The organism is Rhodococcus sp. NPDC060176, assembly GCF_042728675.1.
GTDB lineage: Bacteria > Actinomycetota > Actinomycetes > Mycobacteriales > Mycobacteriaceae > Rhodococcus_F.
In genome coordinates, this window is the sequence record NZ_JBHWYS010000001.1 from 1122669 (window position 1) to 1144402 (window position 21734).

Below are 21734 nucleotides of genomic sequence, written 5' to 3' on the forward strand. Positions count from 1 at the left end.
ACTTCTCGTGTCAGCCCACTGCGTCCGGTGCGGCGACCTCGGTCAAACGGCCGTCCGAGAGCCTGAGCCAGCGTTCGACTTTGACCTCGGCCAGGAATCTCTCGTCGTGGCTGACCACCACGAACGCCCCCTGATATGCATTCAGGGCACTTTCGAGTTGAGCAACGCTCACCAAGTCGAGGTTGTTGGTCGGCTCGTCGAGAAGAAGCAGCTGCGGGGCCGGATCGGCGAAGAGAACGCACGCCAATGTAGCCCGCAGTCGTTCACCGCCCGAGAGCGCAGCGACGGGAAGATGAGCACCCGCACCCCGAAAGAGGAAGCGCGCCAGGATATTCATGCGTTCCGGTGCCGGAAGGCCTGGAGCAGACAAGGCAAAGTTCTCTGCGACGGTGCGTGCGGGGTCGAGGAGGTCGAGCCTCTGCGACAGGTAGGCCACCCGACCGTCGGCTCGCGTGATCTCACGGGATGTCGGCGCCACATCCCCGTTGACTATGCGTAGCAACGTCGACTTTCCGACGCCGTTCGGCCCGGTCAACGCGATACGCTCCGGTCCTCGAATGGCCAGGTCTATTCCGGAGTCGGCGAAGATCGCATGATCGCCGAACGCGAATTGCATTCGCTCACCGAGGAACACCGTCCGGCCTGCGGGTACATGTGTGCCAGGCAATTCGAGTGAAATCGTCTGGTCGTCTCGAAGAGCGCGGCCCGCTTTGTCGAGTCGGTCCTTCGCCGCGTCGACCCGGGCGAGGTGTGTCTCGTTGGCCTTGCCGGCCGACTCCTGAGCATTGCGCTTCATGGTCCCCGCAAAGATCTTGGGCAAGCCCGCGTTCCCGAGATTGCGGGCAGCGTTACTTGCGCGTCGCGAAGCACGTTCTCGGGCCTGCTGCAGCTCGCGCTTCTCGCGCTTGACCTCTTGCTCGGCATTACGGATGTTCTTCTCCGCCACTTCGCGAGCCGAGCGTGCCACGGCTTCGTAGTCGGTAAAATTGCCACCGTAGAAGCTGATCTCGCCGCTGTGAAGTTCGGCGATGCGGTCCATGCGGTCGAGTAGTCCTCGATCATGACTGACCACCAACAGACAACCACTCCAGTCGTCGAGAACGTCGTAAAGCCTGCGGCGCGCGTCCAGGTCGAGGTTGTTGGTGGGTTCGTCGAGGAGAAGGACATCGGGACGTCGCAGGAGTTGCGCCGCCAGTCCGAGCGAGACGACCTGCCCGCCGCTCAGAGTGTCGAGGCGACGATCGAACGTCATGTCGGCCAAAGCGAGTCGACCGAGTTGGGCTCGCGTTCGTTCCTCGATATCCCAGTCGGACCCGATTGTCGTGAAGTGTTCTTCTCGTGTGTCCCCGGATTCGACTGCGTCCAACGCAGCGAGCGTCGGGGCGATGCCCAAGACCTCGGCAATGGTCAGATCGCCCGTCAGTGGCAGGTCCTGCGGAAGGTATCCGAGAACGCCGTCGACGGACACACTGCCGGCTCGCGGCCGCAACTGGCCGGCGATCAATCTGAGCAGAGTGCTTTTCCCGACGCCGTTCTGGGCCACCAGCCCGGTTCGGCCGCCGGGCACGGTGAATGACAATTCGTCGAAGACCGGAGTGTCGTCCGGCCAGGCAAAAGACAGATTCGAGCAAACGATGTAGGTATCGGACATGAATAGACCTCAGGTGTTGTGCGGGCGCGGCAACGCTGCTCCGCGAAGAGTCGGGTAAGTGAACGACAAGATGGCCACGACGGCAGCGCTCGAAGCGTCTACCGGTGGCCGTCATGCCCGGTTTTATCCGGAGATGTCGAGTTCACCAACCATGTCTGATCCTTGTGGTCTGTGTCGTTTCATCCGACGATAACAGGAGCCGGTGTTTAATCACGACCGGTATTTACGTGCGAGCGTTGTCTACATGCGAGCAATGCCGGCGCAGAGAAGTTCGACCAGTCGTCGATACACCCGATCGGGGTCGGTTCCTGCTGGTTGGCCCTCTACCGATTCGAGGATGCAGAAACCGTGCAGCGCGCTACGAAGAGACCATGCTGCCTGCTCTGAATCATCCGGGCTCAGACCATATCCCGCGACCACCCGGTTGATGACTTCGACCACCTCGCCGACAGCCGAGACCAGATCGGGATGCGGAGCGGTGGGGTAGCGATCGGTGATGGCGTAGAGGCCGGGGTGCGCTCGGACGAAGGCGCGCCATGCGTCGGCAAGCGCCATGACGGCGTCGTCGCGGGAGAGGCCGACCGCGGCGGCGCGCAGTTGTTCGGCGAGAAGGTTGCGTGCGAGGAGGCTGAGTTGATGTTGGACGTCGTCGACCCCGTCGACGTGTTTGTAGAGGGCTGACTGCCGGACGTCGAGGGTCTCGGCGAGTTGACTCAGTACCAGAGCGTCGGCGCCTTTGCTGTCGACCAGGTCGGCTGCGGCCGCGATCACGCGTTCACGGGTAACCGGAGTTCTCATGTACGCATCTTCCCTGTATGACAGGCCTCGCGTTGGTGATATATTATCACCATGAGTGATGATGTATTGCCGGGCGCGTTGTCCGGCGACCACCTGCGCCGTCGTGACCTGCGCGTAGTCGTGACCGGTGCATGCATCCTCGGGTTGACTTCGGTGCTCTACGAACTCTCCGGGGTGTCGCCGTCGACTGGTGCGTTCTTTCGGTGCCTCTATGCGCTCGTCCCACTCGGCGTACTCGTGCTCGTCCAGCGCCGCCGGTCACCCCGGCCGTCTTCGGGGCCCTGGATTGTGAAGTCTTCACTTGCCGGCGCTTTCCTCGGAATCGATCTGGTGCTCTGGCACGAGTCGATTCATTCGATCGGGGCAGGTCTTTCGACTGTGATCCTGAACCTGCAGGTGCTGTTCGTCGCAATCCTCGGCTACGTTGTTCTGCGCCAACGGATCGGCCGGGAATTGGTCGCGAGCCTTCCGTTGCTCTTCGTCGGAGTTGCTCTGGTGGCCGGGACGAGCACCACGCTCACGGGATCGAATCCTGCTGTCGGAGTGTCGTTCGCCATGGTCGCGGCGGGTGCCTACGCGGTCTACATCTTCCTCATGGGTCTGGCCACTCGGGCGGCGGGCAGAACGGCTCTGCCGATGTTCGTCTCGACCGGAGCCACTGCCCTCACCGCAGGTGTCTACGGCCTCGTGAGCGGAACTTTGGATCTGACGCCTTCGCTCGTAGCTCAAGGCTGGCTTGTGCTGCTCGCGTTGGTGTCTCAGGTGATCGGGTGGCTGTTGGTGGCCAGCGCCAGTCAGCGTCTGCCTGCCAGTGCCGTCGCCGCCAGCCTCGTGTTGCAATCGGCGTCGGCCCTGTTGTTCGGTGCGGTGTTGCTTGCGCAGACCCCGACACTCGTCCAACTCGCGGGTGCCGGAATGATTCTCGCCGGAGTGGTTGTCGCGACGCGGACACCCCCGAAGAAGTCCTCGACGACTGTTGTCGGAAAACGAATGGAGACAAGCGTATGACCACGGCGGCTGACCGCATCTACATCAACGGCGATATCAGGCCCATGGACAGTACGGTCGGCGACAACCCGACCGCAATGGCTGTAAAGGGCGGCAGATTCGTCGCCCTCGGAACTGATGCCGAGATCTCGGCGTTGTCCGATCACGACACCGCTGTCGTCGATCTTGCCGGAGCGGTGGTTGTTCCGGGGTTCATCGAGACGCACCTTCATCCGATGATGTGGGGTTTGATGCTCGGTGGTGTCGACGCAACGACGGATGCGTGCCCCACCATCGAGAAGTTGATTGCGGCGTTGGCTGCGCGGGCCGCGATCACACCAGTCGGCGAGCCCATCGAAGCCTGGGGCTTCGACGACAGCCTCGTGGCGGAAGATCGCGGCCTGACCGCGGCTGATCTCGACAGGGCTTCCGCCGAGCATCCGATTCTGGTGCGGCACTTGTCTGCTCACGGGATCTATGTCAACTCGATCGCACTGGAGAAGGCCGGGATCGATGCCACCACGGTCGACCCGGAGGGCGGTGTCATCATTCGGGACAGCGACGGTGTACCCACCGGTGAGCTGTGTGAGATTCCGGCAATGTCTCTGGTACACGGCCTGGTTCCGGAAATGAATCCGGATGCATCCAAGACTGCGATGCTGCGGGCGCAGGAAGTCATGGCGTCGGTGGGCGTGACGAGTTTCCACGACATGTACGTCACGGCCGAGATGTACCGGGCGTACCGGCAACTCGATGCCGATGGTGAACTGCGTCTGCGCGCGCGTCTCTATCTGGGCCACGGGGTGCACGATCAGTTGGGTGAGCTCGCCGATCCGAGCGACCGAATCCGTGTGGGTGGCGTCAAACTCATTTCGGACGGGTCGATTCAGTTGCACACTGCTGCTCTGAGCGAGCCTTACCACGATCTGGATGGATGTCACTGCGGCGGAATGGCAATCCCGGCAGGTGCACTCGGGTCACTCGTCGAGGAGCATCACGTTGCCGGCCGGCAGGTTGCTATCCATACCAACGGTGATCAGGCCATCGATTTTGCATTGGACGCAATTACCGCGGCTCGGGCAGCGCACCCGGACGTCGAAGTCTCGCATCGACTCGAGCACGTTCAGACCTTGCGGGAAGATCAGATCGCGCGAATGGTCGAACTCGGGGTGGTCGCGTCGATCTTCGTGAACCACGTCTACTACTGGGGCGACCGGCACCGCGATCGTTTTCTCGGACCGGGTCGCGGCGAACGGATCAGTCCCGTGGCGTCGGTGGTGGCGGCCGGTCTTGCTTACGCGCTGCATTGCGACTGCCCCGTCACTCCGGTGAACCCGCTCTTCACCATGAACACAGCCGTACATCGCGTGACGCGAGAAGGTCATGTTCTGGGTGCAGATCAACGGGTTTCCGCGTCCGATGCGTTGGCCGGCTACACGAGTGCTGCCGCTCGTCTCACCGGTGAGTCATCGGACAAAGGTCGGATAGCGGTGGGACTTTTGGCGGATTTTGTTGTGCTCGACGGAGATCCGTTGAACAGCGCTTTGGTGGATTTGAATGAATTGTCGGTCCTGCGCACGGTTGTCGGCGGTGAGACCGTCTTCGAGGCGTAGTCGCACACTTTATTTTACTTTGCATTTGGGTGTCGGTAGTCAACTCCTTACCGGCGCCGGTGACTGTCGGTGTACGTGGGCCGGGAAGCGAATTTGCTTCCCGGCCTACTGCTTTGGGCCAGGCGCGCGTGTTCGCGATTCGATGATGCGGAAAAGCTGTTGGTGGAGTGTTGATTTCGCCAGCGCTCGCGTTGTCATAGCCGGCCGATCCGGGACCCTGCAGTGATTGATCGCGCCCTTCCTCGGCCGCACATGTGAAACCGATGTGACTCCTCGTCGAATGCGTTTATTCCTTCTGTTTGCTCGAGGGTCGCTGTTATCTGTGTGCAAGCGTGTGAGGATGCTCAGGCGAGCCTGGAGTATGTAGAACGTGTTCTCGTTGACAATCGAACGAATCGTCCTTTCGGTCGCAGGTACTATTTTGTAAACTAGTTGCGATGCACAGCTAACTAGTTCAAACAGCACTGGTCAGAGTGCAATATTCACGCTTTGTGGGTTCCGGAATCCCTTCTGAACGTTTGACCAGTAAAACCACCACAAAAGCTGATACGTGTGATAAAAATTGATTTCGAAGCGGAACAGTAGCTATGTATGAGCGAGGGCATACAGAGCATCTCGGTTCGGCTTGCAAGCTTTCTGCAACATGTTCGGCGCTTTGTAGTTCGGCACTTTTGATGTTCGGCATTTTCGACGTTCGGCACCGATGACGGATGTACCTGGATCCGTCATCTCTTCACCCATACCCGGTAACGGGACAGATGAAATGAGTCTTCACATGCCTCGATTTTTCCCGGTCGGGGGCGGACGCGAATCCCGTCTCCCCCGGCGCGCCACTGCTGTGTTGGCGGCGCTGCCGGCTGCACTGCTCCTCGCGACTTCGGGTGCGTTGCTCGCACCCGGTATCGCCTCGGCCGCCCCGGGCGACGACATCACGGACCAGTGCCTGGAGATGTCCCAGGACGGTGGACCCTGGGTGAAGCCAGCGGCCTTCGATCCCAGTGGAACCGACTACATCCCGATCCCCGGTGACGAGGGCACGCAGTTGGCCTTCAACGTTCGTAATGTCTGCGACCTGCCCGCCACCCTCACTCTTTTCAGTGAGAGCTGGTCCGTCTCGGGCGGCGGCACTGCGACAGTGCGGGGCAAGCTCGACGGCCAGGTCGGCCAGCAGTTCGTGATCGGGCCGAATGCGGATTCGTCGACTCGGATCGAGCTGGTGAAAACGCCTCTCGCACAGAACGCCAACGTGATGGCCGGTTTCATGATCGGCATCCCTGCCGGCGAAGTTTTGCAGGGATACGAGATCAACCCCGGCTGGGGTCTCGTCCTGGTGGAGGGCGAGCCCGCCGTGGTTGCTCCCAGTGCGCCGACCGGTTTGACTCTGGGTTCGGCCGAGGTAGAGGCGGGCACACCCGTCAAGGTCTCCGGCAAGGCAGAGCCGAACAGTACCGTCACCGTGACCGGAGGCGGCGCCACCTGCACCGCCACCGCGGATACGAGTGGGAACTTCAGCTGCAATCTGACGATCACCACGCCCGGCAGTCATCCGATTACCGCCACGGCGACAAATGCGGGTGGGACCAGCCCCGCCTCCACGGCGGTCACGGTCAAGGTCACAGCGAAAACCACCGATCCGGGTGGCAGCAGCAGCGGTTCGCTCGGCAGTAGCACCGGTTCGCTCGGAAGCCTGGACCTGTTCGGAAGCCTGGGCGGATAGCCCTCCGGCCCACGCGGCCACTTAGACCTCGCGATGCGCGGGGTGATCTCGAGTATCTCCGCGCATCGCCAGCCTTCTCGGCCACCGAATTCAATACGGCGGCTTCAATTCCCATGCCCCTTCCTGGGGCTGTTTCACCGGAGTGCACATCCGCACGGCCCGGGCTCAACCAAGCGCGTCGGATGTCCCGCCGCGAACTGCACAGGAGGAATACCAGATGAACAAGACCACAAAGGGTGCCATCGCCGCTGGTGCGGCCGCCGTTCTGCTCGCCGGCGGTGCCGGAACCATGGCCGCGTGGAACTCGTCCACTAACGGTGGCGCTCCGCAGACGGTTGGCGCCGGTTCGCTGTCGGTCGAGCAGGTCGGCGCTGGCGTGTGGAAGTGGGCCAATGGCAGTACCTTCAATCCCGCGAGCGACCTGATTGTGCCTGGCGATGTCGTCACCTACACCGCCAACTACAGCATTGACCTCATTGGCACGAACCTGAAGGCGAAGTTGACGCCTTCGCTCACGGGGGTCACCGGAGACCTCGTCACACTGAACCAGCTGACCGTGGCCCCGGCTAGTGGCACCGTGACGACGTACACCGCCGGCCTGGACCAGGCGGCAACATTCACGACCACGATCACGTTCAATGCGGGGACCGCAGGCGACAACACTGGCCAGACGAAGACCGCCAGCCTCGCCGGCGGCGCGGTCACCCTCGAGCAGACGCTCAACTAAGCCAAAGAAGGTCACGTGAAGACCCAGTACAAATGGGCGATCGCAGCGTCGTCGGTTCTGCTCATCGGGTTCGTCTCGGTGCAGCAGACCGGCGCGCTGTGGCGCGATACCGCAGAATCGACCGGAGCCACCATTCAGGCGGGCATGCTCGATATCTCTGCCGGCGGTGAAGGGGTCAAGCAGTTCAACCTCGATGGGTTCAAGTTGGACAACAAGGGCCCGGGCGACAGCATTCAGATGCCTCTGCCGGTGATCAACTCCGGCAACGTGCAGATGAGCTACGTGCTTTCCGACGTGGTTCTCAATGGCGCCACCCCGCCGCCGCTCACCCTGCGGGTGGCCAAGGTGGCCAACGAGGCAGCATGCACCGCGACCGGTGATGTGGGTGCAGAGCTCTACAACGGGTCCATGGACGGCGCCGGCTTTGCTCAGGCCCAGCTTGTGCCGGCCGGTCAGGTGCAGGTGCTGTGCCTGCGGGCCACGTTGGGCCAGGGCGCGGCAGCGAGCCAACAGTCCAACGCGACGTTCACTTTCGACGCAAGCTCGGTGAGTCAGTCATGACCGTCACCGCGAGAAGCCAGCGCGCGGGCGATCGTGCCGAGTACCAACCCCGGCACAGCGCACACGTGGAAAAGTCTGAGCGGCAACATGATCCCGAACAAGGCGCAGACGAGAAGACCACCCTCTGGTGGTGGACTCGCACCATCGTCTCGTGGGTGCTGTTGCTGCTGATGGTCGGACTTCTCGCGGTGATGGTCGTCATCCCTCGACTCACCGGCTCGACCGCGTACACGGTGCTCACCGGTTCGATGGAACCGACCATGCCTCCCGGCACGCTCATCGTGGTCAAGCCGACCCCCAACGAGGATCTGACCACCGGGGACGTGATCACGTTCCAGCCTGTCTCCGGCGATCCCGCCGTGGTTACCCACCGTATCGAGGGCATCTACTACACCGGTGAAGGTGAGCGTCGCATCCATACTCGCGGCGACAACAACCCCGTCGCCGACTCGTGGTCGCTGGTGCCCGAGCAGATCCGTGGTCGTGTCATCTACTCGGTGCCGTATCTGGGCCGGGTGAACTCGGTGATCAACGGGCAATCGCGTTCGATTCTCACCACGGGTGTGGCTGCGGGCTTGGCTGTATATGCCGTGTGGATGGTCGTCAGCGGCATCCGCGACAAGCGGGGCAAAGCCGATGACGACGAAAGCGGCACCGACTCGACTCCCTCCGGCCCGGAGTTCGGCGCGCCAGTATTGCCCGCCGACCCATCGGCACCAACCTCCGAATCGAAATAGGACAGCAGAATGTCTACAGAACAGAAATCGGGCGGCGAGGCGCGTCTCGGGGCGCGGATGCGAAGCCGTCTGGGCGAGACCGGTTGGATACGAACCCGGGCCGTGCTCTCACTGGGTATGGTCCTGGGCCTCGGAGCGGTCGGCACAATGGCGGCCTGGTCCGACAGCGCTACCGCGACCACAGGAATGTTCAGCACTTCGTCGGTCCAGCTGAAAATCGACAATCAGCGGCCTGCCCACCAGTTCACCGAACTCAAGCGCAACAGCATGTTGCCAGGCCAGAGTGAGGCCGGGGCGTTGACGGTACAGAACACCGGAACGGCCGACTTTCAGTGGGCCGTATCCGCCGCTGCCACGGGATCATCCGCGCTGATCGGCAAGCTCAAGGTGTCCCTCCATCAGACTGGCGCCAATGACGGCAGCACCTGTTCGGGACCGATCATCGGCACGCAGCAGGCCTTCTCCGGCAACCCGACGCTCGTCTCGGGCAGGTCACTCGCAGCTGGTGTGTCGGAGCAGGTGTGTGTGAAGGTCACCGTCGATGCCACCGCGGGTCAGACCGAGCAATTCAAGATCGCTGACCTCGGCTTCAACTTCACCGCAACGGGGCAGTGATCATCGAGATGGACAGCACCGATGAGGAGGTGACCGTGGGACGCAATCGTGGCAAGGAATTTGCCTTGAATGTGGCTGCGGTCGCCGGGCTCATCTGCATCATCGCTACTCTCGCGTCCCTGATATTCGGGATCAAGCCGTTGGTGTTTCGCTCGGGTTCGATGGAACCGGCGATCTCCACCGGTGCGCTGGCGCTGGCGAAGACCGTGCCTGCAACTGAACTCGCTGTCGGCGACGTGATCAGCGTCGACAACGACCAAGGCGTGCGCATCACCCACCGCGTGGTCGAACTCGAACCGGCCGGCGCGGACACCGTGCTCGCCACGCTCAAGGGCGATGCCAACAATGTGGCTGATCGACTGCCCTACACCATCACCGAGGCAGACCGCGTGTTCATCAGCGTCGGTGGGCTCGGTTACGTCGTTGCTTGGCTTTCCAGCCCGCTCGCAACTTTCCTCGGCGGCGGATTGGTAGGCGCGGTGCTGGTCATCGCATTTGGACGAACTAAAGACCGGCGTCTGGAGAATGCCCGCGCCGCCACTACAAATGACGCCCGCGTCGATGCTGACGAAACCTGCGGGGAGCTTCAGGAGGCTCATAATGATTGAAATGCGACGGGCTAGCACCCGCATGAAGTCGCTGCGGTCGTTGATCGCCGTCGGCGGCGTTGCTGCAATGGCTTTCGGTCTGGCTCAGGCCACTGGGACGTTGGCCAATCCAACTGACGTGGTCAATTCGACTGGCGCACAGGTGGCGACGGGCAACTTCTATCCGACGCCTTTGACCTCGTCGGTGACCTGCACTACCTACTGGGGAACTTGGGACTGGGATCCTCGGGGAGATATTGCATGGGCTGCAGTGCCGGGAGCGACGGGTTACTACGTCGAGGTGATGAACAGGTCGAATAACACGGTCAAAACCTCGAAAACCTTCTCTAGTACTGATGCCCGCACTTGGCGATTGGCCGATGACGGGCGCACCGGGTTGTATGTCCGCGTCTACACCCTCAACGGGCCAGCTAAGTCGTCTGGATTTGCTGTTGCACCCAACGGGCAGGGGATGTCGTTCAAGAACTGGGTCAACAGCAAAACCCAATGCGAAGGCGGAGCCGGGACAGGCGTTGGCAACCAAGCGTGGGAGAACGTCTCCACCTGGGATCCGAGCACTCCGGCACCGAACGGGGCGAACCCTCTGAGCAGGATGCAGGCCGAAGCGATGGTTGCGACCGAGCCGGATGTTGTCGAGTCGGAATCGACCACCTCACAAGCTCCGACGACGAGCGAGACCGCGTCTCCGACAACGTCTACCGAGTCGACCAGCACCACCGAGGCCCCGACTACCACGACGACACCGGACACGACAACCCCGGCACCGACCACGCCGGGAACCACATCGCCGGAGACTTCTCCGACGGCAGCTCCGAAGCCGGTGCTTACTGACACAGTCGAGAATGGTGGTCTCACCGGAGGCTGGACCGCGGGCGGGAACAAGGTCGCGGTCGTCGACGCTGACGGTAACGAACTTGCAAGCGGCCGTGTCGAATCGGGCTCAAACCTGCACTGGTACAACGACGAGCTGTGGATTGTCGGGGCAACCGAGGTCTACCGCATCATGAAATCGCCGCAGGACGGCGCGTGGAAGTTCTACAAGGACAGTGGGCAGAACATGCCTGACTTCGGGTAGCGGCTCATTGCTCGACCTCTCGACTGTGCCCCCGAGTCTCCGGACCCGGGGGCACGGCCAACAGTTTGTTGATCGGTGCAAGATCGAAATAGTCACGTCATGCCACAATTTTCGAGTCCGCGATCTCGAAGATTCCCATGACCGGCAGGACCACGTGTTTGTCGCCGAGGTCGAATCGGTCGGTCCGTTCGTTGAGTACAGTCGCACCGCTGGCGGACTGGTGATGAATCGTGAATTCGATCCCACCGAAGGCGGAGATGAAGCCTTCGAGGAAATTCAGGATTTCGGTGCGTCCGACGATCGACGCCATCGGAATATTATGGTAGACAGCATCTTCACTGAAGTACGACGCGATTGTCTCGGCACTACCGAGCTTCCACTCGGCGCAGAGGCAGTGACCAGTTCTTCGGGGCTCATGGTGTGACCTCTCGACAGGGTGAGACGTTCAGGTGCAAACTTTGATGGCGGCGCACGAACATGCTCGGGACCCAACGTGGTGGGGATTCGGAATCGATTGTGACGTGCGAACTGTTTTCGAGAAGGACTGCGATCGCGGTCTTTGCTTCCAGACGAGCCAACGCCGCCCCGACACAGAAATGCGCTCCTTTGCCGAAGGCGAAATGCGCTCGGGGATTGACCCTGTCGAGATTCATGACCTGTGGTTCGGTGATCGACTCAGGGTCGCGGTTCGCCGAGCCCCACAGCAGTATGAGATGACTGCCGGCAGGTAGCGGCACGCCGCCGAGTGTTGTGTCTGCGTTGACATGTCGGTGATGTCCGCGAAAGGGTGACTCGAGCCTGAGTGTTTCTTCCAGGAACGCGCCCACGAGTAGAGGGTCCTCGCGCAGCTGCGTCTGAATCTCAGGGCGCTCGGCGAGCAACCGTGCAGAGTTGGCGATCAGTCCGGCGGTGGATTCGCCACCCGCACCGACGAGTTGCACCAACATCAGCACGGCCACGTCTTCGCTGAGTTCGCCTGCGTCACAGCAACGGACGAGATCTCTGAGTAGATCATCCACCGGGTGAGCCCGTGCCTCACGAAACTTGCTGTAGAGGTACCCGGTGAGTTCGGCCGCCGAGGTGACGACGTCTGTCAAACGCTCCGACGTCACGATGCCGCTGAGAAGTTCGGTGCTGTCGTACGACCACGCCAGCAATTGGGGGACGTCGTGTGCCGGCAGGCCGATCAGCGTGGCAACCATCTGCAGCGGCAGCGTGTCCGCTACCGACGTGACCCATTCGATCCGTCGACCGTCGAAGCCGTTGTCCCACAACTGCTGCGTGTACTCGGTCATCGCCGGCTCGAGTGCTCGTATACGTTTGGCGACCAGTGTCGGCAAGACAAGTTTGCGCTGGTGCTGATGGTCGGGCTCGTCGGCAGTCGCGAGAACGTGAACAGCTTGCCCGCCGCCGTTCATGTCGAAGGTCACCGCCGAACCGTCCGGTGTACGAACCAGTACGCCGGTGAGGTTGTTGGAGAAGTCGTCGGTACGGGAAACGGCTTCGGTGACCAATTCCCACGTGGACACCAGATAGAAGTCGGTATCAGGAATGCGGTACACGGGGTGCTCGCGCCGGAGTACGTCGTATAGCGGGTACGGGTCGTCGATGTTCGACGGCAGGAAAGGGTTGATGTCGAGCGTCGATGGTGTCACGAAGGGAAGATTTCACGGCCAGGAAGGAGAAGTCAACAGGTGGAAAAGGTCTCTGAACTGGTATTTTGTGAAAATCTCACGCACTTCAACCCCCTCGTACTTCTCCCAGGTCAGAGGCCCACCGCCTTCCTCGGCATAGAGATTTCTGATTAAATCTGTCTCAATGTGAGACGAGGTGACGGAGAGTGACCGGTGCGAGCGAGCGTCGCGCCGCCGACTGGTTGGCCGGCGGTAACCGCAGTGAACTCGCAACCGAGCGCATCTTCGCGGCTGCGGCGGAGCTGATTCGAGAACAGGGATTCGATCGGTTCAATGCCGACGACGTCGCTGCCCGCGCAGGCTGTTCGCGGGCAACGCTCTACCGCTACGTAGGTGGCAAGTCCGCGATCCGCGAGGGGTTGTTGTCACGAGGCGCGGCATCCGTGGCGAGCCAGGTCGCGACTGCCGTCGAATCACTGCACGGCGACGAGCGCATCGTGGAGTCGATCCTCGTCGCCGTCGACGCGATCAGATCCGACGCTGCCATGAGCCACGGCCTTGCGGCGGCGCGGGCCAACGGAATCGACGAGTATCTCGTGTCCTCGCCGTTGCTGCCGCGTACTGCACTGGAACTTGCAGGATTGGATCCTGAAGGTCAAGAGTCGCAGTGGGTGGTTCGGATCGTGTTGATGCTGTTGGCGTGGCCTCTCGCAGACAGGGCCGCCGAACGACGGATGGTCGAGTCGTTCGTCAGCTCCTGAGGCTCCCGCGTCAGCGAGTGCCCACGGGCCTGTCGCCGACGATCGAGATTCGATCCATCACTCTGCGAGCGGGAAAGTAGTCGCTGGCCGCATAGTGCTGACAAGTTCGGTTGTCCCAGAACGCAATCGTATCCGTCCGCCATTTGAGTCGTACTTGGAATTCGGGGCGATGCACGTGTCGGTAGAGCAGGGTGAGTAGCTCGTTGGACTCAGCTTCGGGCACCCCGACGATCCTCTGAGTGAAGCTGAGATTGACGAAGAGTACCTTCCGCCCGGTCTCGGGGATCACCCGCACCACCGGATGTCGAACGGCAGGGAACTGTGGGCGTAACTTCGCCACTGTTGACGGATCCATGTGCTTGCCGAACGAATTGATCCAATCATGCTCGGCAACAAGGTTATCGATACGTTCTTTGATGCCCTCCGGGAGTAGTTCGTATGCCGCTCCGGTATCGGCCCACAAGGTATCGCCGCCGACTGACGGAACCTCGACTGCACGCAAGACCGCTGCGAACGAGGGGAATTCGTGCCAGCTGACGTCGTTGTGCCAGTTGTTCTCCACACCGCCGGTCATCGCATCTTTGGCGAGAGTGACGATGTCGGCTTCGCTCTGGCCCGGTTGGGTGTACTTGAAAAACGGGTGCTGCTCCAGTGAGCCCCATCGGCTCGCGAAATCTCGGTGTTCGCTGCGGTCGATGGTTTGATCGCGGAAGAAGAGTACTTTCCATTCGAGTAGTGCCCGGCGAAGTTCCGACATCGTCTCGTCCGAGAGTTTGCCGCTCAGGCTGATTCCCGAGATTTCCGCACCGATGGTAGGCGTCGTCGGAGTGAGTGTGAAACGCGTGTACGGCAACACGTCGAATCCCTCGGCCGTGCGTGAGGCCACGAGTGGCCCGTAAGCAGCGAGTGGATCGGTTGCTACCGGGTAGATCTGTCCGCTCACGAATGCCGTCATGTCCGTCATCCTTACTCGTTCGGGTGGGGGTCTTCCGCTACGGTAAGGCTCAATCCTTAACTGTGTCAAGGGTTAGCAATACGCTTGGTTGCGTTATTACAAATTAACTTTATGATCTGAATCAGATGGTCTACGGAAGATTCTCGTGATCAGGGTACTGATCGGCTGAACACTAAACCTGAGGAGTAGGCGAGCATGAAGGCACGAGTCGAGTACACGGAACTATTCATCGGCGGCGAATGGGTGACACCATCCGGTAGCGGCGTCATCGAGGTGATATCGCCGCATACGGAGAGCGTGATCGGTTCGGTCCCAGCCGCGTCGACGGCAGATGTCGACCGCGCAGTGCAGATCGCGAGGGCGGCATTCGATTCCGGAGTGTGGGCGCAGACGCCCCTCGCTGACCGCATTGCGGTGGTCACCCGCATCAAGGACGCGATCCTCGCCAGGAGTGAGGAATTCGCAGCGCTGATCTCGCGGCAGAACGGTGCTCCGACTGGTTCGGCGATGCGCACGCAGGTGTTGGGAGCCGTTGCGGCATACGGCACGGCGTGCGCCGTTGCGGCGCAGTTTCCGTTCGAAGAGTCGCGTGCGGGCGTCGGTGGCCCGATGTTGATCCGTCACGAACCGGTGGGTGTCGTCGCAGCAATCGTTCCGTGGAACGTGCCGCAGTTGGTGATCGCTGCGAAACTTGCGCCGGCACTTCTGAGCGGATGTGCGGTGATCTTGAAACCGGCTCCGGAGACGCCGCTCGATTCGAACTTGCTGGCCGAAATCTGTTCACAGGCAGGACTTCCGAAGGGAGTGCTCAGCGTCTTGCCTGCCGACCGGGACGTGAGCGCACATCTGGTGTCCCACCCCGGAATCGACAAGGTGGCCTTCACCGGGTCGGTGGTAGCAGGTAAGGCGATCATGGCTGCTGCAGCCGCGAATCTCACACGAGTGACCCTCGAACTCGGTGGCAAGTCGGCTGCGATAGTTCTCGAAGACGCAGATATCGATCAGGCGCTGCCCAACATCCTGGCGGGATCCTTTGCCAACAGCGGTCAAGCCTGCGTCGCGTTGACGCGTATTCTGTTGCCGGTCAGTAGGTATGACGAGATTGCGGAGAAGTTTGCGGCTGCGGTCGCGGTGATGAAAGTTGGCGATCCGACCGATCCGGCGACTGTGATCGGTCCGATGACCAGTGCGGCCCAGCAGCGACGAGTGCTCGACTACGTCGGAATCGGTGAGGCCGAAGGCGCGAAGATATTGACGGGAGGGTCTGTTCCGGAGGGGCTTTCGACGGGTTGGTACGTCGAACCCACGGTCTTCGGTCACGTCGACAACTCCATGCGGATTGCTCGCGAGGAAATCTTCGGGCCGGTCGTCTGCCTGATTCCGTTCGAGGACGAAGCTCACGCGATCGCGATTGCCAACGATTCCGACCTCGGACTCTCGGGAGCGGTCTGGACCGCGGACACTGCACACGGCGTCGAGGTGGCACGGCAGATCCGGACGGGAACCTTCTCGGTGAACTGCCAACGATTCGATGTCGTTGGTCCCTTCGGCGGTTACAAGAATTCCGGTGTGGGACGCGAATTCGGCCCTGAAGGTCTGGCGGCGTACCTCGAAGCCAAGAGCATCTTCCTTCCCGCCTGACCCGGCGAAAGTCAGAAAAGGTTCAGCCCCACTTCGATATTCGAGGTGGGGCCGAATCAGCTCGTGTCAAATGCCGATGTCCTTGGCGATGATCGTCTTCATCACTTCACTCGAGCCCGCATAGATTCGGTTGACCCGTGTGTCCGCATACAGGCGAGAGATCGGGTACTCACGCATGTAGCCGTATCCACCGTGTAGTTGCAGACATTTGTCGATGACGCGGCCGGCCATCTCGGTGCAGAAGAGCTTGATCCTCGCGGCGTCCGCGACGGTCAACTCACGGATCTCGTCGAGATCGAGTGCGCGGTCGACCGCAGCTTGCGCGGCCGCGACTTCTGCCGAGCATTCGGCCAATACGAATTTCGTGTTCTGGAACTGAGCCACGGGGGCACCGAAGACCTCGCGCTCCTTGACGTATTCGGTCGTGAACTCGATTGCTGCGCTGGCATTCGCGTAAGACCCCACGGCGGCGCCGAGCCGTTCCCGGACGAGATTTCGGGTGAGGTAGCCGAAAGCGGCACCCTCCTCACCGAGGAGGTTCTTGATCGGCACGCGGACGTCGGTGAACGAGAGTTCTGCGGTGTCCTGCGCTCGCAACCCCAACTTCTCGAGCTTGCGACCGACGCTGAAGCCTTCCGACGTGGTGTCGACGCAGAGAATCGACAGACCGGCGCGGCGATTCACTTCGCTCGGCGGACTGGTGCGGGCGACCACGAGAATCAAGTCGGCTTGTACTCCGCCGGTGATGAACGTCTTGGATCCGTTGAGGACGTAGTGGCTGCCGTCGGCGGACAGGCGGGCCGTTGTTTTGATCCCGGCAAGGTCGGAGCCGGCGCCAGGCTCGGTCATCGCGATGGCGGTCATCAGTTCGCCGGAGAGGAAACCGGGAAGCCATCGCGCTTTCTGTTCGTCGTTGCCGTACTCCACCAGATAGGGCAGGACCAGGCACGTATGGACGACGTCGGCGCCGAACGTGACCCCTGCCCGTGCGGTCTCCTCGCGGATCACGGCCTGATACTTGAAGCTCGTCTCGCCGCCGCCGCCATACTCCTCGGGCAGTTCGATTCCGAATATTCCGAGGTCACCCAACTGTCGATACAGTGATCGAGGAACCATGCCGGCTTCCTCCCATTCTGGAAAGTGTGGGACGACCTCACGGGCGATGAACGTCCGAATCATGTGACGGAACGTATCGTGATCGCTGTTGTAGACGGTTCGTTGCACGCGATTCTCCTTGGGGTCGGTACCCTGAAGTCAGGTGTCCGGTTCTGCGGCGAGGTAAGATTCTCTAACCAGATGTTGAGAGAAAATTGCGGAATGAGCTGTTGTTTTCCAGCAATAAGTGAATAATAACTCATAGATGTGTGTTTGACGATGCAGCCGAGGTTGTTCGAATTTTGGTTGTCGCGAAGGAGAGAGTCACGATGGTCGTACGTCGGCCCCACGACCGTAAGCAGCAGATTCTTGCTGCTGCAGGCGAGCTTTTTCGTGAGCACGGGTATCACAACGTGTCCGTTGCGCAGGTGGCTGCGGCAGTCGGAATCACGGCGCCGGCCCTCTATCGGCACTTCAAGAACAAGCCGGATCTGCTTTACGCCGCGGTCAACGCAGGCATCGAATCGCTCTACGATCGAGTCGCCGGGTCCGAGGATCTGAAATCGCTGATCGCCGAGCTTGCGGCGTCGGTATCTCGTCGTCGAGGGCTCTCGCTCCTGTGGCAACGCGAAGCTCGCTACCTACCTGACGAGCAACGGGAGGAAATGCGCGCGACGCTCAAGAGCGCTGCCGCACGCGATGCTGCGCTGATCCGAACGGAACGTCCCGAGCTCGACGAGGAAGACAGCTATCTGCTCGCCTGGGCTCTCATTGCCGTCTTCAACAGCGTGTCCTCGCATCGGGTGTCCCTGCCGAGGCGTCAGATGGAACTGCTGCTGGCAGAGTTGGCGGAGCGGGCGGTGCATACGGAACTCGGCCACTCCGAGGTGAAGGTGGAGACGCCGACCGGTCACGTTCCGGTGGCGATGCCGAGGCGTGAACTCTTGTTGACCGAAGCCATTCGTTTGTTCGACGAGCGTGGGTATCAGGCGGTCAACACCGAGGATATCGGTGAGGCTGCCGGAACCACGGGCCCCAATGTGTACAACCACTTCGATGCCAAGATCGATCTTCTGATCGCGGCGGTCTCGAGAGGCGGCGAGAGGCGACGGATCGGTGTCGCGCAGGCGCTCGCCGCGGCAACCGGGCCGGAGGACGCGTTGTCCGGATTGCTTGCGGCACATATTGATTTCGCAATCAACGAGCGTCACCTGATCGGGTTGTTGATCAGTGAACTCGACCAATTGCCGGACAAGTTCCGCCGCACGTGTGAACAGAATCAGCGTGAGTACATCGCGTTGTGGGTCAAGATGCTCGACGACGTTCGTCCGGGACTCGAACCCGCGACGGCCCGAATCACCGTCAACGCCGCTCTGACGGTCGTGGAGAACGCCGTGCGTATCGGTCGACTACGTCGTCGTGACGACCTGCCTGAGCGCCTGTTCGAGATCGGCTCCGCCGTCCTGCTGGGCAGTTAGCCGCGCAATCAGCCGGGTGCTGTTGGCGGACAGTCACATTCAAGATGGTATACATTTTTGTATACGTTCTTCTCGAACCTAGTCGATGAATTCAACTGATCGGAGACGTCCATGCGTTTCGACGCAACAGAACTGACGATCGAGGAACTCGATCTTCAGGCAGAAGTACGGGAGTACCTGGACCAGCGGCTCACCCCCGGTAGCTATCCACTCGGACTCGGGATGTCCGGGGCGGTGGATCCGGTGTTCTCGCGAGATCTCGGTAGCCGTGGGTGGCTCGGCATGTCGCTGCCGAAGGAATACGGTGGGGGCGGACGGTCAGCAGTGGATCGATTGGTCGTCGTGGAAGAACTTCTCGCGCGGGGAGCGCCGGTCGGTTATCACTGGATCGGAGACAGACAGTCGGGTCCGAGCATCGCCGCCAACGGCACGGAAGAACAGAAGCGGTACTTCCTTCCCGGCATCGCGAGCGGTGAGTTCTCGTTCTCGATCGGGATGAGTGAGCCCGACTCTGGTTCGGACCTGGCATCGGTACGCACTCGCGCCGAACGTGTCGATGGTGGCTGGAAAGTCAACGGCACCAAGATCTGGACCACCGGCGCCTTCCACGCCACACACATACTCGCCCTGCTTCGAACCTCGGCAGACAAACACAACGGACTCACTCAGCTGATCGTCGATCGCGACAGCGAGGGCCTGACCGTCTCACCCATTCCGTTCATCGACGGAAGCGAGGACTTCTGCGAGGTGTCGTTCCAGGACGTTTTCGTGTCGGACTCGCGTCGCCTCGGAGACGTCGGAGCGGGCTGGGGACAAAACACCGGTGAACTCGCACTTGAGCGAGGTGGCGTCGACCGTTGGATGTCACTGATGCCGGTCCTCGAGAACTGGGCAGCCAACCAAGCGGTGCGGGGCGGTCCCGCTGCCCTCGCCGATCTGGGCTCGATTGCCGCACGCTGCTGGGCTTTTCGCGGGATGTCGCTGTCCATTGCGCGGATGGTCGACGCCGGTCGCTCGCCGGTCACGGAGGCCGCGCTGATCAAGGAGATGGCAACACGCTTCGAACAGGACTGTGTTGCGACCGTCGCGCGGCACCTCGGCCGGGCGCCAGACCTTGCGTCCGACGATCCGTACGAATCACTGCTTGCCCGGGCCGTGCTGGTGGCGCCGTCGTGGTCGATTCGCGGCGGCACCAACGAAATTCTCCGCACCGTGATCGTGAAAGGGTTGAACCGATGAATTCGGGGTCAGAGATCAACGCTCACACATTCGACGCCGACCTCGAAGCGATGGTCGAGCAATTTTTCGCCGAGAAGTCCGGCACCGAGGTGGTAGCGCAGGCCGAGATCGACGGTCTGCCCACCGGTTTATGGGACGCGGCAGTGGAACTGGGGTTGCCGCTGGTCGGTCTTCCCGAATCTGCAGGTGGTTCCGGTGGCTCGCTCCTCGACGCCGTGACTGTGCAGCGCGCTGCCGCGAGGCACGCTGCGCCGTTGCCCCTCGCCGAGACGTACCTTGCCGGCAGACTGGCAGCAGCGGCCGGGCTACCGGTGCCCTCCGGAATCGCAACCGTCGCCCCGAGATCGCAGCGCGACGATGCGCGTCGGACCAGCGACGGCCTGGTATCGGGAACCTTTCACGATGTGCCGTGGGGGAGCGCCGCGTCAGTGCTGGCGGCAGTTCTCGGTGATCGAGTTGCACTCCTGAACATCTCTGACGCCGAGATCGGTTCCGGGACGGACTTTGCGGGGCAACCGCGTCAGAGCCTGACGTTCTCCGAAGCGCGGACCGTCGACGGTGACAACCCGGTCGATCCCCGGATTCTCGGTAGACTCGGCGCTTTCCTGCGTTCGGTGCAGATGGCGGGAGCCATGGAGGCGGTGTCGACGTTGACCCGGCGTTACGTGTCGGAGCGGGTGCAGTTCGGCAGGCCCATCGCGCAATTTCAAGCCGTCCAGCAGCACATCGTCACTCTCGCTCAGATGGCATCGATGTCCACGCTTGCAGTGGATCGCACTGCGTATGCGCTCACCAGTCGCGACGCCGACTTCGAAGTGTGTGCAACCAAATTGGTGGTTTCGCAAAATGCGCTCGCGAGCGTGCGCGCCGCCCACCAGGCGCACGGTGCAATCGGGATGACTCGCGAATACCGCTTGCAACAACTCACCCGTCGACTGCATGCCTGGCGATCGGAGTTCGGCGACGAAATCGCGCTTGCGACGCAGCTCGGAACGGCCGTCGCGGCAACGCCCTCCCTGCCCCGCTTGATCACCGACCCGCAACCGACCTTGGAGCTGAAATCATGACCGACGCCGTGCACGTGGAAATCGACGGACACGTAGGAACCATCGAGTTCTCACGCCCACCCGCCAACTATTTCGATCAGGCACTGTTGCGGCAAATTGCCGATGCGGCAGCCGATCTCGTCAACGGCGGAGATATTCGAGCGATCGTTCTCGCATCGGCAGGCAAACACTTCTGCGCCGGCGCGAACTTCGGTGAAGGGGGACTGGGGCCCGATCGTGCCGACACGGTACGAGCGATCTACACCGAGGCGTTGCGGTTGTTCGAGATTCCGGTTCCCGTGATTGCGGCAGTGCAGGGATCCGCGGTGGGCGGTGGGCTCGGCCTTGCCTGCGCCGCGGACTTTCGCGTTGCCGGGCCGTCGACACGGTTGCACGCGAACTTCGCTGCGTTGGGGTTCCATCAGGGATTCGGGCTCAGCGTCACCTTGCCCCGAATCGTCTCGGCACAGTCTGCCGCCGATCTGCTGTACACGGCGCGGCGGCTGACCGGCACACAGGCACACGAACTCGGCTTGGTGGACCGTCTGGTTGAGGATGCGAACATTCGGCAGGAGGCGCTGGCGTACGCACACGAAATTGCTTCGAGTGCACCGTTGGCCGTCCGCTCCATGAAGGCGACGTTGCGCGCAGGGCTGCGGGACGAGGTCGCCACTGTGCTCGAGCGGGAGTTGGCGGAGCAGGTTGTTCTGTGGGGGACCGAAGATTGCGTCGCCGGCATCGAGGCCAACCTCGCACGAGTGCAACCGCAGTTCAACGCGAGGTGAGGTCGACGCGA

At 61.7% G+C, this 21734-nt stretch carries 21 protein-coding genes; 15 read left to right on the forward strand and 6 right to left on the reverse strand.

Translation table 11 applies throughout. The annotated features are described in order from the left end of the window. Positions 1–10 precede the first annotated feature (10 nt). Both ACFWEM_RS05385 and ACFWEM_RS05390 read right to left on the reverse strand, forming a co-directional pair. Positions 11–1651 (reverse strand): ABC-F family ATP-binding cassette domain-containing protein, encoded by a 1641-nt coding sequence (locus ACFWEM_RS05385; protein WP_378531774.1) that lies wholly within the window; start codon positions 1649–1651, stop codon positions 11–13. Positions 1652–1891: 240 nt separating this feature from the next. Next, positions 1892–2449 (reverse strand): TetR/AcrR family transcriptional regulator, encoded by a 558-nt coding sequence (locus ACFWEM_RS05390; protein ID WP_378531776.1) that lies wholly within the window; start codon positions 2447–2449, stop codon positions 1892–1894. Positions 2450–2500: 51 nt separating this feature from the next. Here ACFWEM_RS05390 and ACFWEM_RS05395 point away from each other — a divergent pair, with 51 nt between their 5' ends. The 9 genes from ACFWEM_RS05395 (at position 2501) to ACFWEM_RS05435 (ending at position 11089) form a co-directional block, all read left to right on the forward strand. Continuing rightward, a complete protein-coding gene (locus tag ACFWEM_RS05395; RefSeq protein WP_378531778.1) occupies positions 2501–3457 on the forward strand; it encodes a DMT family transporter in 957 nt (318 codons plus the stop codon). Continuing rightward, positions 3454–5049: an amidohydrolase gene (locus ACFWEM_RS05400; RefSeq protein ID WP_378531780.1), complete on the forward strand. Its 1596-nt coding sequence runs from the start codon at positions 3454–3456 to the stop codon at positions 5047–5049. Before ACFWEM_RS05395 ends, ACFWEM_RS05400 begins: the two co-directional genes overlap by 4 nt. A gap of 775 nt (positions 5050–5824) precedes the next feature. After that, positions 5825–6766: an Ig-like domain-containing protein gene (locus ACFWEM_RS05405; RefSeq protein ID WP_378531782.1), complete on the forward strand. Its 942-nt coding sequence runs from the start codon at positions 5825–5827 to the stop codon at positions 6764–6766. A gap of 217 nt (positions 6767–6983) precedes the next feature. After that, complete coding sequence (locus ACFWEM_RS05410; RefSeq protein WP_378531784.1) at positions 6984–7493, forward strand: alternate-type signal peptide domain-containing protein; 510 nt, start codon at positions 6984–6986, stop codon at positions 7491–7493. A 15-nt stretch (positions 7494–7508) separates the two neighbouring features. After that, a complete protein-coding gene (locus ACFWEM_RS05415) occupies positions 7509–8054 on the forward strand; it encodes a hypothetical protein (RefSeq protein WP_378531786.1) in 546 nt (181 codons plus the stop codon). Next, positions 8051–8791, forward strand: coding sequence for a signal peptidase I (locus tag ACFWEM_RS05420; RefSeq protein WP_378531788.1), 741 nt, complete (start codon positions 8051–8053; stop codon positions 8789–8791). The genes ACFWEM_RS05415 and ACFWEM_RS05420 overlap by 4 nt, the downstream gene beginning before the upstream one ends. A gap of 9 nt (positions 8792–8800) precedes the next feature. Next, positions 8801–9406: a SipW-dependent-type signal peptide-containing protein gene (locus ACFWEM_RS05425; protein ID WP_378531790.1), complete on the forward strand. Its 606-nt coding sequence runs from the start codon at positions 8801–8803 to the stop codon at positions 9404–9406. Then, the gene (locus ACFWEM_RS05430; RefSeq protein WP_378531792.1) at positions 9403–10014 is read left to right on the forward strand and encodes a signal peptidase I; all 612 of its coding nucleotides are present in this window, start codon (positions 9403–9405) and stop codon (positions 10012–10014) included. The genes ACFWEM_RS05425 and ACFWEM_RS05430 overlap by 4 nt, the downstream gene beginning before the upstream one ends. Position 10015: 1 nt before the next feature. Continuing rightward, positions 10016–11089 carry a hypothetical protein gene (locus ACFWEM_RS05435; RefSeq protein WP_378531794.1) on the forward strand — a complete coding sequence of 358 codons (1074 nt, stop codon included), beginning with the start codon at positions 10016–10018 and terminating at the stop codon, positions 11087–11089. Positions 11090–11186: 97 nt separating this feature from the next. On the opposite strand, the gene ACFWEM_RS05440 is transcribed toward ACFWEM_RS05435, so the two are convergent. Together ACFWEM_RS05440 and ACFWEM_RS05445 are read right to left on the reverse strand one after the other, a co-directional pair. After that, positions 11187–11444 (reverse strand): limonene-1,2-epoxide hydrolase family protein, encoded by a 258-nt coding sequence (locus ACFWEM_RS05440; RefSeq protein WP_378532751.1) that lies wholly within the window; start codon positions 11442–11444, stop codon positions 11187–11189. A gap of 58 nt (positions 11445–11502) precedes the next feature. Beyond that, a complete protein-coding gene (locus tag ACFWEM_RS05445; RefSeq protein WP_378531796.1) occupies positions 11503–12744 on the reverse strand; it encodes a cytochrome P450 in 1242 nt (413 codons plus the stop codon). A 185-nt stretch (positions 12745–12929) separates the two neighbouring features. On the opposite strand from ACFWEM_RS05445, the gene ACFWEM_RS05450 reads away from it, so the two are divergent. Further along, positions 12930–13484, forward strand: a complete 555-nt coding sequence (locus tag ACFWEM_RS05450) for a TetR/AcrR family transcriptional regulator (protein WP_378531798.1) — start codon at positions 12930–12932, stop codon at positions 13482–13484. A gap of 10 nt (positions 13485–13494) precedes the next feature. Here ACFWEM_RS05450 and ACFWEM_RS05455 read toward each other — a convergent pair whose 3' ends face one another. Beyond that, the gene (locus ACFWEM_RS05455; protein WP_378531800.1) at positions 13495–14448 is read right to left on the reverse strand and encodes a TauD/TfdA dioxygenase family protein; all 954 of its coding nucleotides are present in this window, start codon (positions 14446–14448) and stop codon (positions 13495–13497) included. Positions 14449–14634: 186 nt separating this feature from the next. Here ACFWEM_RS05455 and ACFWEM_RS05460 point away from each other — a divergent pair, with 186 nt between their 5' ends. Then, positions 14635–16080, forward strand: a complete 1446-nt coding sequence (locus ACFWEM_RS05460) for an aldehyde dehydrogenase (RefSeq protein ID WP_378531802.1) — start codon at positions 14635–14637, stop codon at positions 16078–16080. A 66-nt stretch (positions 16081–16146) separates the two neighbouring features. Here the strand turns inward: ACFWEM_RS05460 and ACFWEM_RS05465 are convergent, their stop codons facing one another. Beyond that, positions 16147–17304 carry an acyl-CoA dehydrogenase family protein gene (locus tag ACFWEM_RS05465; RefSeq protein ID WP_378531804.1) on the reverse strand — a complete coding sequence of 386 codons (1158 nt, stop codon included), beginning with the start codon at positions 17302–17304 and terminating at the stop codon, positions 16147–16149. A 200-nt stretch (positions 17305–17504) separates the two neighbouring features. On the opposite strand from ACFWEM_RS05465, the gene ACFWEM_RS05470 reads away from it, so the two are divergent. The 4 genes from ACFWEM_RS05470 (at position 17505) to ACFWEM_RS05485 (ending at position 21723) form a co-directional block, all read left to right on the forward strand. Continuing rightward, positions 17505–18653 carry a TetR/AcrR family transcriptional regulator gene (locus ACFWEM_RS05470; RefSeq protein ID WP_378446660.1) on the forward strand — a complete coding sequence of 383 codons (1149 nt, stop codon included), beginning with the start codon at positions 17505–17507 and terminating at the stop codon, positions 18651–18653. Between the two features lie 111 nt (positions 18654–18764). Next, complete coding sequence (locus ACFWEM_RS05475) at positions 18765–19892, forward strand: acyl-CoA dehydrogenase family protein (RefSeq protein ID WP_378446659.1); 1128 nt, start codon at positions 18765–18767, stop codon at positions 19890–19892. After that, positions 19889–20959 (forward strand): acyl-CoA dehydrogenase family protein, encoded by a 1071-nt coding sequence (locus ACFWEM_RS05480; protein WP_378531807.1) that lies wholly within the window; start codon positions 19889–19891, stop codon positions 20957–20959. Before ACFWEM_RS05475 ends, ACFWEM_RS05480 begins: the two co-directional genes overlap by 4 nt. Further along, the gene (locus tag ACFWEM_RS05485; protein WP_378531809.1) at positions 20956–21723 is read left to right on the forward strand and encodes an enoyl-CoA hydratase/isomerase family protein; all 768 of its coding nucleotides are present in this window, start codon (positions 20956–20958) and stop codon (positions 21721–21723) included. Before ACFWEM_RS05480 ends, ACFWEM_RS05485 begins: the two co-directional genes overlap by 4 nt. Positions 21724–21734: the final 11 nt, after the last annotated feature.